Source organism: Pandoraea sp. NPDC090278, assembly GCF_044772185.1.
Classification (GTDB): Bacteria; Pseudomonadota; Gammaproteobacteria; order Burkholderiales; family Burkholderiaceae; genus Pandoraea.
This window is the reverse complement of record NZ_JBIVYJ010000004.1, coordinates 286,588-301,231: the sequence shown is the minus strand read 5'-3', so window position 1 is coordinate 301,231 and position 14,644 is coordinate 286,588. Positions and strand designations below refer to the sequence as shown.

The following is a 14,644-nucleotide window of genomic DNA, read 5'->3' as shown; positions in this document are numbered from 1 at the left end:
CGTTTTCTCATGTAAAACCCTAGAAACGTCAAATTCGCCTTGCAGTCGACGTCCGTTTCGCGTTTACTGCATGCACGATATTGCATGAACAGCCACCCATCGCAAGACATAGAGGTGGTCCGCTTCATTGGTGACGGCCTCAGGCCGCGCCGCTGAGGCTCGGCCTAGCTGCCGCGTGCGTCGGTCATAAACAAAATGCCAAAGACTCTCCGCGATCCGACGGAGGGCGGATTCGTTTATGGAGACACCCGCATGCGACACATCGACGTACATCATCTGGCCGACGAAGCGCGCTTCAACGGCTATCACGGACGCATCCTGCTCTGGTGCGCACTCATCATCATCTTTGACGGCTACGACCTCGCAGTCGCGGGCATTGCGCTGCCGTCGATCATGAAGGCGATGAACGTCGACGCGACCAGCGCTGGCTTCATGGTCAGCTCCGCCCTCTTCGGCATGATGTTCGGTGCCATCGTGATGGGCATGGTCGCGGACAGTATCGGCCGTCGCAAAGCCATCGCCATCTGCGTGCTGATGTTCTCGTTGTTCACCGCAGCGGCCGGTCTCACGCACGAGCCGATCAGTTTCTCTGTCACTCGTTTTCTGGCGGGCGTCGGCATCGGTGGTGTGATGCCGATTGTCGTGGCGCAGATGACGGAATACTCACCGCGACGTCTGCGCGGCACACTCGTCACGCTCATGTTCTCGGGCTACTCGGTCGGCGGCATGCTCGCAGCACTCCTCGGCAAGGGGCTGATCGAGTCGTACGGCTGGCAGTCCGTGTTTCTCGCCGCCAGCGTGCCCGCGCTGCTCGTGCCGTTTGCCATGAAGGCGCTCCCCGAATCGATGCCGTTCCTCATTCGCAACGGACGTCTCGACACGCTCAAGCAAGTCCTCGGCCGCCTTTCTCCGGACTATGTTGCACAACCGAGTGACCAGTTTGCACTACCGGGCACGGACCGCAAGCAGGCCGCGCCGCTCTCGCGTCTGTTCCAGGACGGTCGTGGCTTCAGTACGGCCATGCTGTGGGTCGCGTTCTTCATGTGCCTGTTCATGGTGTACGCGCTCAGCTCGTGGCTCGCGAAGCTCATGGCCAGCGCCGGTTACAGCCTTGGCTCGGCGCTCACCTTCGTGCTCGTGCTGAACTTCGGCGCGATGCTGGGTGCTATCGGCGGCGGCTGGCTCGCGGATCGCTTCAACATCAAATACGTGCTTGTCGGGATGTATGCACTCGCCGCCGTATCGATCACGTTGCTCGGCGTGAAGGTGCCGACGCCGGTGTTGTTCGTGCTCGTGGGACTGGCTGGCGCATCGACCATCGGCACGCAGATCGTGACGTACGCCTATGCGGGTCAGTTCTATCCGATGGCGGCACGCGGCACGGGGATCGGCTGGGCGTCGGGCGTGGGACGCAGCGGTGCGATTCTCGCGCCCATCGTGATCGGTGTGCTCGTGAGCATGTCGCTGCCGTTGCAGCAAAACTTTATGGCAATCGCGATTCCCGCCGTCATTGCAGTGATCGCCGTGTTGCTCATCGACCACAAGAAATCGGCGTCGGTGCAGCAGCAGGCCGCAATGCAATCGAAGGGGCATTCGACGGGATTGGCGAACGGCGCGGGAGAACCTGCGTAATCTCGCGCGTCAAGAGCGGTTCGGGTGAATTTTTGCGCGCAGGCATGACGGCACGGCAACGTGTCGTCATGCGAGAATGCGCGCCGCAGCGGTCACGGGAACGACTGCGGCTTTCGATGTAGCGGCACGCCGGAGCGGGGCACATTAACAAAAGCCAAGCGCGCACGCGACAAAAGAAAATACATTCAACCCGAGCGCCTTAGGCGCCGTTATCCAGATATCCGTCCCAACGGACGATCTGGGGAAGACCAAAAATGCCGCGTCTCGCTTCGCTGAGTGCTTTCGTGCTGGCCGTTGCCAGCGCTTCCGTCACCCTCTCCACTTCCGCTGCCACGCCCGACGACGTCAACGTCGTCCAGCTCTCCACCCGGCAGTCCATCGCAACCGACGCCGTGTTTAACGGCCATCCGACCGCGGTCGCAACGCTTGGCGCGGATGCGCTGCGCGATGCCCACGGCAGCTTCGGCGTGAACATCGCCGCCGGTGCGCTCAACGTGCAGTCGAATCAGATCGTGGTCGCGCAAGCGAGCCACGTGTCGATCGACACGACCCAGACGATCCGCAATGCGGCGACGGTGACGGGCGCGATGAACGCGTCGCTCGGCGACCGCGCGCTGATGGGGGCCGCAGGCAACATCGGTGTGAATGTGGCGGCAGGTATCGCGAACGCGCAGTCGAACGCGCTGGCGGTTCACTGACGCCCTACGCGGACGCGTTCGCGTCAGCCTTCTGCCGGGAACTGTTTTTGCAGATTGCCGAGCCAGCGGGCAACGACGCGAAGCTCGGCTTCGGTGAAGTCGTCGTGTAACAGGTCGTTGAGTTCGGCAAGCACATCGCGTGCACGTGCGATGGCTTTGTGACCGGCGGCCGTGATGCGCAGACGCGTGGCACGGCCATCGTTAGCGTCGGCCCAGCGCGTGAGCAGACCGGCGACGACCATACGGTTCGCCAGTCCTGTCATGGATGACGGGGAGAGTTGCAGCGCTGCGCCGACTTCGCCGACGAGCGCGTCCTCGTGATGCAGCAGGTAAAAGAGCACGCCCGCCTGCGCGGCGCTCACGCCAGCGTTCTCAGATGAGCGCGCGTCGATCCACTGCTGCACGCGACGTTGTCCGACGTTGAGCAGGAAGAACAGGCGTCGGTCGGCCGCTTCGGTCGTCGACTTGCTTTGTTTGACAGATTTTTCAGTCGCAGGGGACGCCTGGCGTTTGGGCATGCCGTCTCGTCAGTCTGAGGGATTCGGGATCAAGGGATCGCGGGCGGTCATGCCGTCGTCCGCCGACACACCCGCTCCTGTGCGACGCTCCCCGGCATTCACTGCGCCCGTCGACAACAACCAGTCGATGGTTTCCGGCCACGCAAACGCGCCGGAACGCTGGCGGAAGTATCCCATATGCCCGATCGAGCCAGTGTCCGAAAGACTTGCCGAAATCTCCCGGCGCGTCACGTTCGCGTGACGAAATCGTGATACGAGGATGTCGAGTCCCATAGGCGTTGCCCAGAGATCGTCGTCGACGCCGAGCGAGAGGATCGGCGTGCGCACGCGGGCGAAGCGGGCGTCGGCGTCCAGCGTCGGATCGTCGAAGAAGTAATTCGGCAAGCGCGTCCAGCCGCTCCATTCGAGCAGAACGTCTTTCGGCAGGTCCTCACCGATGCCGAGGTGGCTGCCCGGCATGTAGCCCACGAGACGCGCAAGCGGCGGTGCGAGCCAGTGCATCAGCAATGTGACGCGTGTGCGTTCGCGGCGGTTCTTCACCACGCGCATCGCCCCTGCATGGGACGCCACTTGAACGGCCGAGCGCAACAGGTTCGAGCTTTCGCACAATCCAATGGCGTGACCGCCAAAGCTATGACCGACGGCATAAAGCGGCAGCGACGGGTAGTGGGTGCAAGCCCAGCGCGTGACGCCCTCGACATCCAGATCCGCCCAGTCGCGCATACGCGCCTGAAACCCTCTAAGCGAGGGCGGTCGCGACCCGTCGATGCCTCGATAGCTGTAGGTGACGGCAATCAAACCGCGCTCGGCGATGTATTTCGCAAACGCGAAGTAAAGCCGCTCCGGCACAGCCGTCGCCGGATGGATCAACACAATGCCCTTCGCAGGCAATTCCTCGGGATACCAGACATGCGCGCCGAGCGGATAACCGTCGACGGCAGGAATCTCAGCAGCAAGTGACGTCACGACATGACTCCCCGGCACTCGCATGCCCGGGGGGATGTGCAGCGCCTGTCAGTTACTTATTTCGAAGACACACATAGTTCGCACACGAAGTATATTTTAATTTTTATTTCGTGCACGAAATAAATTAGAGGAGGATGTTCTTTCTGCTTGCCGGCATAGAATTCGCTCAATAAAAAACGGGAACCGAAGTTCCCGTGATTTATTCAGGTTCGCGCCTGTGGCGCGCTCGTCACCGCACCTATCACTGAACGCCCGCCAGACACGCTGGCGACAACGCCGACTTCACGCGTTGCGAGAACGCGGGCCAGCGGCACGCTTTGGCGTCCGGTCCGTCGCCGCACTCCGGCAGCCTGAGGGCAACGCGTTTGGCGGGTTCATCCAGCGACAGCGACGTCAGTTGACGCAGTTGTTGCATCGACTGATACACCAGCTCCACACGAGCGAACGGCTCACCCGCCGGGTTACGCCACAGCGAGAAGACGAGCGCACCGTCCGGCGGCGTGTTGTCCGGCTGGTCCGGCAGTTGCCAGTCGAGTTTGAGCATCCCCGCGAGGTTCGCGAGGTTCGTGTCGTGTCCTGTCAGCACGAAGACGCGATTGCCCGTCGGCAGCGCCGGGCCGCGCACGGCGGGCGTCGACGGTGCACTCGTCGCTTCGGCACGTGTGAGCGCATCGAGCACTGTCGCGAGCAGCGGCGTGCCGTTCGTCGTGGCGAGATACGGCGTCTTGTTCAGCAGATCGCGCTGCGCGTTATGCGCTTCGAGCAGCAGCGCCCAATCCTTGTCGTCTCGAATGCGTCCCCACGCCACCTGATTGTCGGGCAAGCCCTCGCCCGCTTGCAGCAGGAAGACTTCCGACGCCTTCGCCGCACTGCCTAACGCGCCACGCAACGTCACACCGCTGCCATCTCCTTCGACACGCAGACGCGTCGGCACATCCTCCAGCTTGCACCCGCCGGGCGCGCCGCAGGCAGGACTGTGCGCGTAGTCGAGCACCTCGCCCATACGCGCGAGTGTCGCGCTGTAGCGCTTGTTCAGACCGGCGACGCCCTCCGGTGCCAGACGCGACTCGATGGCTCCACGCGCCGCGCCCGGATCCAGCGGGCAATCACCTGCTGCGACCGGTTGGAAGACGGCGTCATACGTCGTGAGATCCGTTTGATGCGACGTGCGCATGTCGCATCCCGGCGCAATACCTTGCAACAACGCATTGCCAGATTCACGCGTGCGCTGATCGATGTCGGCCCATCCGTAGACAGCGCCGGGGGCCGGGCAGGCATTCTCAGGCAATACGCGCCGCGCGCGCAGCCAGTCGCCGTAGTAACGGCCCATGCGCTCGGACAGCGACCCGCCGCGTGCCGTCAGATAACCGGCAGGCACCGGCCAGCCGGGCCAGGCGTCCGGGCTGAGTTTGTCCAGCGGAGGATGGGCATGGGTCGGGGATCGCACACCGTGACGGCTCACGATCACGGTGGAGACGAGCGTCCAGTCGGCGGGCATGCCGTCGATGCGAGCAGCAGACTCGGGCGGCTTTGCAGGGCCCGGCTGCTGCGGGGCCGGAGTCGTACAGGCGCTCAGTGCGCCCACGACCGTCAACGCGGCAATACATGTCTGCCACCGCGCGCTGTTACGCCTGAGCCACCGGCGGCCCGGAACACTGTCTTTGAAAACGTCGGGAGTTCGAACGGGCTCACGGGTCATCACGCGGGTCATGGCAGCAGTCATGGCAACAGGTCGGGGTGACAGGGAAACGAGAGGAACGCGGGTGGTGCTGACGGTCATCTTACCGTGCGTGCGCGTCCCCTCGTCGACCATCTGCCCGGCGTGGCGGAAATACGTCGCCGTAGCGCCGAACGACTATGCCGACGCCTCGTCCATGCGCCCCACCGCGCCAAACCGCCACGACAGTCGATGCGCTGCGGCGCGCAACGCTTGCGAAGGCGCGGCGTCGAGCGCGGTTTCGAAACTGCCCGTCGACCCCATCAGCGCGAGCACCAACGTCACCTCGCCGGTGTGATCGAACACCGGCACCGCAACCGTATCGATGCCGGGCACAGGATTGCTCAGCGCCGTATCGAATTGCTGCTCGCGAATCGCGCTCAGACGCGCGCTGTAGTCGGCAGGCGGCTTTGCCGCACGCCCTTCCGCGCCTAGCCCCGCCATGCGCACCGGCTCCTGCGCGAGCAGTCCGTCGAGCACAGCCTCGGGCAGGAAGGCTGCGAACGTGCGCCCGATGGCCGTATTCACCAGCGAGAGTACGGTGCCGATGCGCAAGCTCACGTGCTGCGGACGCATCGCCTCTTCCAGACGCACGACCGTCGGTCCCACCGGCCCCAGGACCGCCATCGCAGCCGACAGCCCCGTCGCCTGCGCAAGTGCCAGAATCTCCGGCTCGGCTTCGCCGGTCGGCGATAGACGCTGCAACGCCATCAGCCCGAGATCCAGACTCAGCACGCCCGCTTCGAAATTGCCGTTTTCGTCGCGCGAGAGCAAGCCCGCCCGCTGTAGGCTGACAAGATGCGGATGCGCCTTGGCGGCCGCCATTCCGGCTTCTCGCGCGAGCGCGTTGAGCGGCAACGGACGTCCGGCCGACACCAGCGCTTCGAGCAACACACCCGTGCTCTCCAGCGCCTGAATGCCGCGTTGCGGCTTGGCGGCACCACTTCCCATCTCGTCCTTTTCCACTTTGGGTTCGCTGCGGTTTCGAGTCGCGCTCATGCCGCCACCTCGCCATCGCTGCCCGACGTCCCGATCTGCGCCGCGATGGCCGCGGCCGTCGCCCGCAACGCGTTCGCGGCGGCACCGTCCCATGCAACGTCGAGCGCCGCCGTCGGACCGATGGCCGTGAGCGCGAGGCGCAAACGTCCGCTCGCATCGAACACCGGCGCACACAGACTGCTCACCGACGGGCTGGGCGTATTCACGCTGCGCGACATGCCGTGCTCGCTCGTCTCCTCCAGCAAGGTGTCAAAGCGCGTCCGCTCGGCGGCATCGCCCACCATCTGTTCATGCCACGCCTGCGGCCATTGCGTCGACGGTGTAAAGGCGCAGAACGCGCGGCCGGTCGACGTCGTCGTCAACGACATGACCGAGCCCACGTGCAGGTTCACATGCAACGGGAACGCCGCCCGTTCGAAATGCACGACGACCGGCCCTTGCGGCGCACTGGTGCAGATCGCCGCGCAGAAGCCTGTCTCGCGCGCGAACGCCACCACACGCGGCACGGCGGCGCGATAAGCCGGATCGTTTTCTAGATGCAGGAGTGCGAGGCGCAGCGTCATCGGTCCCGGCGCGTAATCGCCGGACATAGGATCGCGCTTGAGCAAACCCAGTCGCGTGAGACTCACCAGATAGGGGTGCGCCTGCGCAGGCGGCAGCCCCGCCAGGGTGGCGATGTCGCCGGGGCCCAGCGGGCGGCGTGCCTGCGCCAGCGCCTGAAGCACGCGCGCCGCGACATCCACGCTTTGCACACCACGCGAGGCACGGCCGGGCTGGCCCGCCACCTCTACACCGTCCATCGCGTCGGTCGTGCCGTCCATCGGAATTCGATTCATGCAGTTCTGGGAGCCGCGCTCCCTCGGAAAAATGGCCTAGATTTTAAACGGGTCGGCAGCGAGATTCCCGGACAACCGTCCAATGCCGCAGGGTTAACCCGAGACCCGTCGCGCTGAAAACCCGCTTCGATCACCAATGCTGCCACATTTGCAAATAACAATCAGATTTGTCATTGACAAATAATCTGGGCGTTTCGTAAGATGCCCTCATCTAGCAGCACCCTCCCCGCAGACGAGATAAGAGAGAGACAAGCATGGCCAAAGCATTCGCCTCGCAAGCCGACCTGGAAGCCAAGAAGGTCACGTTCACCCAACTATCGGAAAACACCTGGGCTTACACCGCCGAGGGCGACCCGAACTCGGGCGTCATCATCGGCGACGACGGCGTGATGATCGTCGACACGACGGCCACGCCCGCGATGGCACAGGACCTGATCGCCAAGATCCGTACCGTCACCGACAAGCCAATCAAGTACGTCGTGCTCTCGCACTACCACGCCGTGCGTGTGCTCGGCGCGTCGGCCTACTTCGCCGAAGGCGCACAGCAGATCATCGCCAGCCGCGGCACGTACGAGATGATCGTCGAGCGCGGCGAAGCCGACATGAAGTCGGAGATCGAGCGCTTCCCGCGTCTGTTCGCCGGTGTCGAGACGGTGCCCGGCCTCACGTGGCCGACGCTCGTCTTCGAAAAGGAAATGACGCTGTTCCTCGGCACGCTCGAAGTGAAGATCGCGCACCTCGGTTCGGGTCACACGAAGGGCGACACGGTGGTGTGGTTGCCGTCGCAGAAGGTGTTGTTCTCGGGCGACCTCGTCGAGTACGACGCCGCCTGCTACACCGGCGACGCACAACTCGCCGAATGGCCTGCCACGCTCGACGCCCTCGCAGCCCTCGGCGCAGAGAAGCTCGTGCCGGGTCGCGGCCCCGCGCTGACCACGCCCGACGAAGTTGCCAAGGGCCTCGCGTACACCAAGGATTTCGTGACGACGCTGTTCGAAGCCGGTAAGCAAGCCGTCGAACAGAAGCTCGACCTGAAGGGCGCAATGGCGCTTACGCGTAGCCAGATGGATCCGAAATTCGGCCACGTCTTCATCTACGAACACTGCCTGCCGTTCGACGTGACGCGTGCATTCGACGAAGCGTCCGGCATCACGCATCCGCGCATCTGGACGGCGCAGCGCGACAAGGAAATGTGGGCCGCGCTGCAGAGCTAAGTTCGCAGCGTTGGTACCGGGCGCAGCCAAGGACGCTGCGCCCGCAATAGGTAGCAATCAGCAGTCAAAGCAAAAGTAGAAAAACGTCACCCACCGGCGCTTGCGTGCCGGTGCGGTGCCGACGATGGAGACTTTGCATGAGCAGCATCGATTACCAGCGCCTGACGTTCGAATATCGGTCGTGCGCCGAACAGGCCGCACACGCCGACCCCGTCACGCACCCCGTCATCGTGGTCGGTGCAGGCCCGATTGGCCTCGCCACCGCCATCGACCTCGCGCAGCAAGGTGTGTCCGTGATCGTGCTCGACGACGATTGCACGCTCTCGACCGGCTCGCGCGCCATCTGCTTCGCCAAGCGCACGCTCGATATCTTCGACCGTCTGGGTTGCGGCGAGCGCATGGTGGAAAAAGGCGTGCGCTGGAACGTGGGCCGCGTGTTCCTGCGCGACCAGGAGGTCTACAACTTCGATCTGCTGCCCGAAGCGGGTCATCATCGTCCAGCCTTCATCAACCTTCAGCAGTATTACGTCGAAGGCTATCTGTTCGAGCGCGCACGCGAGCTGCCGAACATCGAGATTCGCTGGAAGAACAAGGTCGTCGGTCTCACCCAGCAGGGCACGCCCGGCGCGTTGGATGCGAGCGTTACGCTCACGGTCGAGACGCCGGATGGCGAGTATCAGACGACCGCGCGCTACGTCGTCGCGGCTGACGGTTCACGCAGCCCCGTGCGCAAGCTGATCGGCGTCGACAGCCACGGTCGCACGTTCAAGGACCGCTTCCTGATTGCCGACGTAAAGATGACGGCGGACTTCCCCGCCGAGCGCTGGTTCTGGTTCGATCCGCCGTTCCACCCGAATCAGTCGGTGTTGCTGCATCGTCAGCCGGACGATGTCTGGCGCATCGATTTCCAATTGGGATGGGACGTCGACCCGGTCGCCGAGAAAGCCCCCGAGCGTGTCATCCCTCGCGTGCAAGCGTTGCTCGGCCCCGATGCGAAGTTCACGCTGGAATGGGTCAGCGTCTATACGTTCTCGTGTCTGCGCATGGACGACTTCCGTCACGGTCACGTGCTGTTCGCCGGTGACTCCGCACATGGTGTGTCGCCGTTCGGTGCACGCGGGGCCAACAGCGGTGTGCAGGACGCCGAGAACCTCGCGTGGAAACTCGCGCTGGTGCTGGCCGGTCATGCCCCCGACACGCTGCTCGACACGTACGCTCGCGAGCGTGAGTACGCCGCCGACGAGAACATTCGTAACTCCACGCGCTCCACCGATTTCATTACGCCGAAGAGCCCTGTGTCGCGCGTGTTCCGCGATGCTGTGCTGACGCTCGCCCGCGATCATGCGTTCGCGCGTCAACTGGTCAATAGCGGACGTCTGTCCGTGCCCGCCGTGTTGCACGAGTCGACGCTGAACACTGCGGAAGCCGACACGTTCGCCGGTCGCATGACGCCGGGTGCCGCCTGTGTCGACGCGCCGCTCGCGCGCCACGGTCAAGAGGGCTGGCTACTGCCGCGTCTGGGCGGACGCTTCGTCGCGCTCGTGTTCGGTGCGCCGTCGTCGCTCGATGCTGCGTCGCTCGCCTCGCTCGAAGCCTTGTCGGGCGACAGCGTGCCGGTGATACCGGTGTTCGTCACGCCTGATCTCGAAGCGGCGCACGATACCCACGACACGCACAGCGTCTGGCACGACACACAGGGACTTGCCGCGCAGCGTTACGACGCCGCGCCCGGCACGGTGTATCTCATTCGTCCCGACCAACACGTATGCGCGCGATGGCGTTCGGTCGACGCGACGGCCATCGCCGCCGCACGCGAACGCGCACTGGGGCGCACCGCACCGGAAGTCGCGCCGCTGCAATGCGCAGCATGAGCGCAATCCGACGACACAAGTAAAGCAGGAAGGAGACACTTCATGGCACTCGATACTCAACCGCGACTCACGCGTCCCGACGACTTCTACGAGGCGCTCATCGACATGCACCGCGATCTCGACGACGCGCAAAGTCAGGCGGCGAACGCGCAATTGATTCTGTTGCTCGCCAATCAGGTTGGCGATCACGACACACTGCTCTCGGCGATTCGTCTTGCGCGCGCCGGGGCGCTCGGCAACGCCGCACACTGACCGTCAGTCGTTCGGCTTCGTCAATGAAAAAGGGGCATCCGATCATCGGGTGCCCCTTTTGCTTGTGGCGACGTTTGCCGTGCGTAATCGTTACACCACCACCATCTGCGAAATCTTCTGCGCGGCCTGTTGCAGCGGAGCGAGGAACTTCGTTTCCATCTCGGCGGCCGACGTCCGGTTTGCCTGACCGCTGACGTTCATGGCGGCGATCACTTGCCCGCCGCGATTGCGGATCGGCGCAGCAATCGAAATCAGTCCCTCTTCCAGTTCCTGATCGACGAGCGCCCAGCCCTTTGCGCGCACGTCGAGAATTCGTGCGCGCAGCGTGTCGATGTCTGTGACGGTGCGTCCGGTGTGCTGACGCAGATCGGCGCGGCGCAGGATCGCGTCGAGTTCGTCGTCCGGCAATGCGGAGAGCATCACGCGGCCCATTGACGTGCACCACGCTGGCAGGCGGCTGCCGATGGAGAGGTTGATCGACATGACCTTGCGCACCGGCACCCGTAGCACGTAGACGATGTCGTCGCCGTCGAGCACCGACGCCGAGCTGCTTTCCTGCACCTCCTGGACCAGCGCCTCCATGAACGGCTCGGCGAGATTCCACAGCGGCATCGACGTCAGATAGGAAAAGCCGAGGTCGAGAATGCGCGGCGTCAGACGAAACAGACGCCCTTCGCTGCGCACATAACCCAGGGCTTCGAGCGTGAGCAGAATGCGCCTTGCCCCGGCGCGCGTGAGACCGGACGCCTGCGCCACTTCGGAGAGCGTCTGCGCCGGACGCGTTGCGTTGAACGCCTTGACCACTGCCAGCCCGCGCGCAAACGACTGCACATAGGAGTCGCCCGGCTTCTTGTCGGTCGCTTCGGGGGTGTCGTTCGTCGCTGGGGTCATGTAATCGGTGAAAGTCGGTGAAAGTTGAGCTTTGCGTGAACGGCAAGCGTAATGGATTTGCGCCGCCGGTTCTACCGCGCAAATTCGTCCAGCTCAGGCCCTTCTCACGCCGTGCGCATCGCAAAGACTCCGGGCAGTCCCTCGCTTGACGCCCAACGACGGAGGGCTTACGCTGTTCTTATAGCGAATATATGTTCGCTATAAGAACATTGTGAACCAGACGATGCCGCCGCACAAGACGTCATCGCCCGGAAACAGCCACCGGAAATGTGCACGCCAGCGTGTTCATCCGGCTGGAATGTGGATTTGCGAATCGACGGAAATGCCCAGGAGGCACGTGTGATCAACAAGATTTACGACTCGCTCGCCAGCGCAGTTGCGGACGTCCATGACGGCGCGACGATCATGATTGGCGGCTTCGGCAACGCCGGGATGCCCTCGGCGCTCATCGACGCCCTGATCGAACAAGGCGCTCGCGACCTGACCATCGTCAACAACAATGCCGGTAACGGCGAAACGGGCCTCGCCGCCCTGCTCAAGGCCGGACGCGTGCGAAAGATCATTTGCTCGTTCCCCCGTCAGACCGACTCGCAAGTGTTCGACGGTCTGTACCGCGCTGGCAAGATCGAACTGGAACTGGTGCCGCAGGGCAACCTCGCCGAGCGTATTCGCGCCGCAGGCGCGGGCATCGGCGGATTCTTCACACCGACCGGCTACGGCACGCTGCTCGCCGAAGGTAAAGAGACGCGTGTGATCGACGGCAAGTCGTACGTGCTCGAATCGCCCATCCACGCCGATTTCGCGCTCATCAAGGCGCTCAAGGGCGACCGCTGGGGCAACCTCGTGTATCGCAAGACCGCCCGCAACTTCGGTCCGATCATGGCCACGGCGGCGAAGTGCGCCATCGTTCAGGTGAGCGAAGTCGTCGAACTCGGCGAACTCGATCCGGAAGCCGTGGTGACGCCCGGCATCTTCGTGCAGCGTGTGGTCGCCGTGCCGCCCACCGCCGCCTGATCCCCATCTGAACCGGAGCAAGACATGAATCGACTGACCCGCGACCAGATGGCCGCCCGCGTCGCCCAGGATATTCCCGACGGCGCTTATGTGAACCTCGGCATCGGCCTGCCCACGGCAGTGGCCAACCATCTCCCCGCCGAGAAGGAAATCATTCTCCAGAGCGAGAACGGCGTGATCGGCATGGGCCCGGCCCCTGCCAAGGGCGAAGAGGACGAAGACCTCATCAACGCCGGTAAGCAACCCGTCACGCTCAAGCCGGGCGGTGCGTACTTCCATCACGCCGACTCGTTCGCGATGATGCGCGGCGGCCACCTCGACTTCTGCGTGCTGGGCGCGTTCCAGGTCTCGAAGACCGGCGACCTCGCCAACTGGCACACGGGCGCACCCGATGCAATTCCGGCCGTCGGCGGCGCGATGGACCTTGCGAGCGGCGCGAAGCAGGTGTTCGTCATGATGGAACACCAGACCAAACAGGGTGAAAGCAAGATCGTCGAGCAGTGCACGTATCCGCTCACCGGCGTGGGCTGCGTCACGCGCATCTACACCGACCTCGCGGTCATCGACGTGACGCCTGAAGGATTGCGCGTCGTCGATATGGTCGAGGGCCTCGCGTTCGACGAACTGCAACGCCTGACCGGTGTGACGCTGCTGCCGTCCCCCTCCATTGCCTGAGGTAAAAAATGAGTGAAGTCTTCATCTGCGACGCGATTCGCACCCCTATCGGCCGCTACGGCGGCGCACTGTCGTCGGTGCGTGCCGACGATCTCGGCGCGATCCCCCTCAAGGCGCTCATGGCGCGCAACGCGAACGTCGACTGGACGCAAGTCGCCGACGTGATCTACGGCTGCGCCAATCAGGCGGGCGAAGACAACCGCAACGTGGCGCGCATGTCGGCGCTGCTCGCGGGCCTGCCGCAGGACGTGCCGGGCGCCACGATCAACCGTCTGTGCGGCTCGGGCATGGACGCCATCGGCACCGCCGCGCGCGCCATCAAGGCAGGCGAAGCGGGTCTGATGATTGCGGGCGGTGTGGAAAGCATGAGCCGTGCGCCGTTCGTGATGGGCAAGGCAGCCAGCGCGTTTTCGCGCCAGGCGGAGATGTACGACACGACCATCGGCTGGCGTTTCGTCAATCCGCTGATGAAGGCGCAGTACGGGGTGGATTCGATGCCCGAGACGGGCGAGAACGTGGCGACCGATTTCGGCATCAGCCGCGAAGATCAGGATCGCTTTGCGGTCCGCTCGCAGGAGAAGGCGGCGCGCGCTCAGGCGAACGGCACGCTGGCCGAGGAAATCACGCCGGTGTCCATCGCCCAGAAGAAGGGCGAAGCGATCGTTGTGGATCGCGACGAACACCCGCGTGCGACGAGCATGGAAGCGCTCGCCAGACTCAAGGGCGTGGTACGCCCTGATGGCACCGTGACCGCCGGTAACGCTTCTGGCGTCAACGACGGCGCCTGCGCTCTGCTGCTGGCAGACGAGGCGAGTGCGGCGCGCTATGGCCTGACGCCGCGTGCCCGTGTGTTGGGCATGGCGACGGCAGGGGTGGCACCGCGCATCATGGGCATCGGTCCGGCTCCCGCAACGCAAAAACTGCTCGCGCGGCTCGGTATGTCGCTCGATCAGTTCGACGTCATCGAACTCAACGAAGCGTTTGCGAGCCAGGGCCTGGCCGTGTTGCGACAACTCGGCGTGGCCGACGACGATCTGCGTGTCAATCCGAACGGTGGCGCCATTGCGTTGGGCCATCCGCTCGGCATGAGCGGCGCACGTCTGGTCACGACGGCGATGTATCAACTCAAGCGTACGGGTGGTCGCTTTGCGCTGTGTACGATGTGCATTGGGGTCGGCCAAGGCATCGCTATCGCCATCGAAGCGGTGTAATACGGCAACACCGCCGATGTTTTCGGGCCGGGAGTGCGTGCGATCACCGGTAAGTTCCGCCACGCCGCTCCCGATGTCCCGCCCGCACGATCAGTGCGGGGCGGGACGCTTCTGCCCAATGTCTCCTTCAGTCCTTCCTGTTATTCCTTA

The 14,644-nt window shown here is 64.0% G+C and carries 14 protein-coding genes; 8 read left to right on the top strand and 6 right to left on the bottom strand.

Annotation, left to right across the window (positions count from 1 at the left end; genetic code table 11):
* Positions 1 to 252 precede the first annotated feature (252 nt).
* Positions 253 to 1,632, top strand: coding sequence for an MFS transporter (locus tag ACIQWO_RS16460; protein ID WP_402826079.1), 1,380 nt, complete (start codon positions 253 to 255; stop codon positions 1,630 to 1,632).
* A 254-nt stretch (positions 1,633 to 1,886) separates the two neighbouring features.
* Entirely contained in the window at positions 1,887 to 2,330 is a 444-nt protein-coding gene (locus ACIQWO_RS16455; protein ID WP_402826076.1) for a hypothetical protein, read from the top strand.
* Between the two features lie 23 nt (positions 2,331 to 2,353).
* Here ACIQWO_RS16455 and ACIQWO_RS16450 read toward each other — a convergent pair whose 3' ends face one another.
* The 5 genes from ACIQWO_RS16450 to ACIQWO_RS16430 form a co-directional block, all read right to left on the bottom strand.
* Complete coding sequence (locus ACIQWO_RS16450) at positions 2,354 to 2,848, bottom strand: MarR family winged helix-turn-helix transcriptional regulator (protein WP_402826073.1); 495 nt, start codon at positions 2,846 to 2,848, stop codon at positions 2,354 to 2,356.
* 9 nt (positions 2,849 to 2,857) lie between these two features.
* Positions 2,858 to 3,814: an alpha/beta hydrolase gene (locus ACIQWO_RS16445; protein WP_402826071.1), complete on the bottom strand. Its 957-nt coding sequence runs from the start codon at positions 3,812 to 3,814 to the stop codon at positions 2,858 to 2,860.
* Positions 3,815 to 4,055: 241 nt separating this feature from the next.
* The gene (locus tag ACIQWO_RS16440; RefSeq protein WP_402826068.1) at positions 4,056 to 5,312 is read right to left on the bottom strand and encodes a histidine-type phosphatase; all 1,257 of its coding nucleotides are present in this window, start codon (positions 5,310 to 5,312) and stop codon (positions 4,056 to 4,058) included.
* Between the two features lie 357 nt (positions 5,313 to 5,669).
* Positions 5,670 to 6,530, bottom strand: a complete 861-nt coding sequence (locus ACIQWO_RS16435) for an IclR family transcriptional regulator (RefSeq protein WP_402826065.1) — start codon at positions 6,528 to 6,530, stop codon at positions 5,670 to 5,672.
* Positions 6,527 to 7,366 carry an IclR family transcriptional regulator gene (locus tag ACIQWO_RS16430; RefSeq protein ID WP_402826062.1) on the bottom strand — a complete coding sequence of 280 codons (840 nt, stop codon included), beginning with the start codon at positions 7,364 to 7,366 and terminating at the stop codon, positions 6,527 to 6,529. The genes ACIQWO_RS16435 and ACIQWO_RS16430 overlap by 4 nt, the downstream gene beginning before the upstream one ends.
* A 254-nt stretch (positions 7,367 to 7,620) precedes the next feature.
* Between ACIQWO_RS16430 and ACIQWO_RS16425 the strand changes: the two genes are divergently transcribed.
* From ACIQWO_RS16425 to ACIQWO_RS16415, 3 genes are all read left to right on the top strand, one after another.
* On the top strand, positions 7,621 to 8,580 hold the full coding sequence (locus ACIQWO_RS16425) for an MBL fold metallo-hydrolase (protein WP_402826059.1): 960 nt from the start codon (positions 7,621 to 7,623) through the stop codon (positions 8,578 to 8,580).
* Positions 8,581 to 8,717: 137 nt separating this feature from the next.
* Positions 8,718 to 10,451, top strand: a complete 1,734-nt coding sequence (locus ACIQWO_RS16420) for an FAD-dependent oxidoreductase (protein WP_402826056.1) — start codon at positions 8,718 to 8,720, stop codon at positions 10,449 to 10,451.
* A 42-nt stretch (positions 10,452 to 10,493) separates the two neighbouring features.
* A complete protein-coding gene (locus tag ACIQWO_RS16415) occupies positions 10,494 to 10,703 on the top strand; it encodes a DUF2783 domain-containing protein (RefSeq protein ID WP_233327898.1) in 210 nt (69 codons plus the stop codon).
* 90 nt (positions 10,704 to 10,793) lie between these two features.
* Here the strand turns inward: ACIQWO_RS16415 and ACIQWO_RS16410 are convergent, their stop codons facing one another.
* Complete coding sequence (locus tag ACIQWO_RS16410; protein ID WP_150736785.1) at positions 10,794 to 11,594, bottom strand: IclR family transcriptional regulator; 801 nt, start codon at positions 11,592 to 11,594, stop codon at positions 10,794 to 10,796.
* Positions 11,595 to 11,933: 339 nt separating this feature from the next.
* On the opposite strand from ACIQWO_RS16410, the gene ACIQWO_RS16405 reads away from it, so the two are divergent.
* The 3 genes from ACIQWO_RS16405 to pcaF are packed head-to-tail and all read left to right on the top strand — an operon-like array spanning position 11,934 to position 14,494.
* The gene (locus tag ACIQWO_RS16405) at positions 11,934 to 12,608 is read left to right on the top strand and encodes a 3-oxoacid CoA-transferase subunit A (RefSeq protein ID WP_150661247.1); all 675 of its coding nucleotides are present in this window, start codon (positions 11,934 to 11,936) and stop codon (positions 12,606 to 12,608) included.
* A gap of 24 nt (positions 12,609 to 12,632) precedes the next feature.
* Entirely contained in the window at positions 12,633 to 13,283 is a 651-nt protein-coding gene (locus ACIQWO_RS16400; protein ID WP_402826049.1) for a 3-oxoacid CoA-transferase subunit B, read from the top strand.
* Positions 13,284 to 13,291: 8 nt separating this feature from the next.
* Positions 13,292 to 14,494, top strand: coding sequence for a 3-oxoadipyl-CoA thiolase (gene pcaF / locus ACIQWO_RS16395; RefSeq protein WP_402826046.1), 1,203 nt, complete (start codon positions 13,292 to 13,294; stop codon positions 14,492 to 14,494).
* Positions 14,495 to 14,644 lie beyond the last annotated feature (150 nt).

Coding starts and splice junctions, on each gene's coding strand:
- ACIQWO_RS16420 (WP_402826056.1), top strand. CDS start 8,718: ATGAGCAGCATCGATTACCAGCGCCTGACGTTCGAATATCGGTCGTGC.
- ACIQWO_RS16400 (WP_402826049.1), top strand. CDS start 12,633: ATGAATCGACTGACCCGCGACCAGATGGCCGCCCGCGTCGCCCAGGAT.
- ACIQWO_RS16435 (WP_402826065.1), bottom strand. CDS start 6,530: ATGAGCGCGACTCGAAACCGCAGCGAACCCAAAGTGGAAAAGGACGAG.
- ACIQWO_RS16425 (WP_402826059.1), top strand. CDS start 7,621: ATGGCCAAAGCATTCGCCTCGCAAGCCGACCTGGAAGCCAAGAAGGTC.
- ACIQWO_RS16415 (WP_233327898.1), top strand. CDS start 10,494: ATGGCACTCGATACTCAACCGCGACTCACGCGTCCCGACGACTTCTAC.
- ACIQWO_RS16430 (WP_402826062.1), bottom strand. CDS start 7,366: ATGAATCGAATTCCGATGGACGGCACGACCGACGCGATGGACGGTGTA.
- ACIQWO_RS16440 (WP_402826068.1), bottom strand. CDS start 5,312: ATGCCCGCCGACTGGACGCTCGTCTCCACCGTGATCGTGAGCCGTCAC.
- ACIQWO_RS16455 (WP_402826076.1), top strand. CDS start 1,887: ATGCCGCGTCTCGCTTCGCTGAGTGCTTTCGTGCTGGCCGTTGCCAGC.
- ACIQWO_RS16460 (WP_402826079.1), top strand. CDS start 253: ATGCGACACATCGACGTACATCATCTGGCCGACGAAGCGCGCTTCAAC.
- ACIQWO_RS16410 (WP_150736785.1), bottom strand. CDS start 11,594: ATGACCCCAGCGACGAACGACACCCCCGAAGCGACCGACAAGAAGCCG.
- ACIQWO_RS16450 (WP_402826073.1), bottom strand. CDS start 2,848: ATGCCCAAACGCCAGGCGTCCCCTGCGACTGAAAAATCTGTCAAACAA.
- pcaF (WP_402826046.1), top strand. CDS start 13,292: ATGAGTGAAGTCTTCATCTGCGACGCGATTCGCACCCCTATCGGCCGC.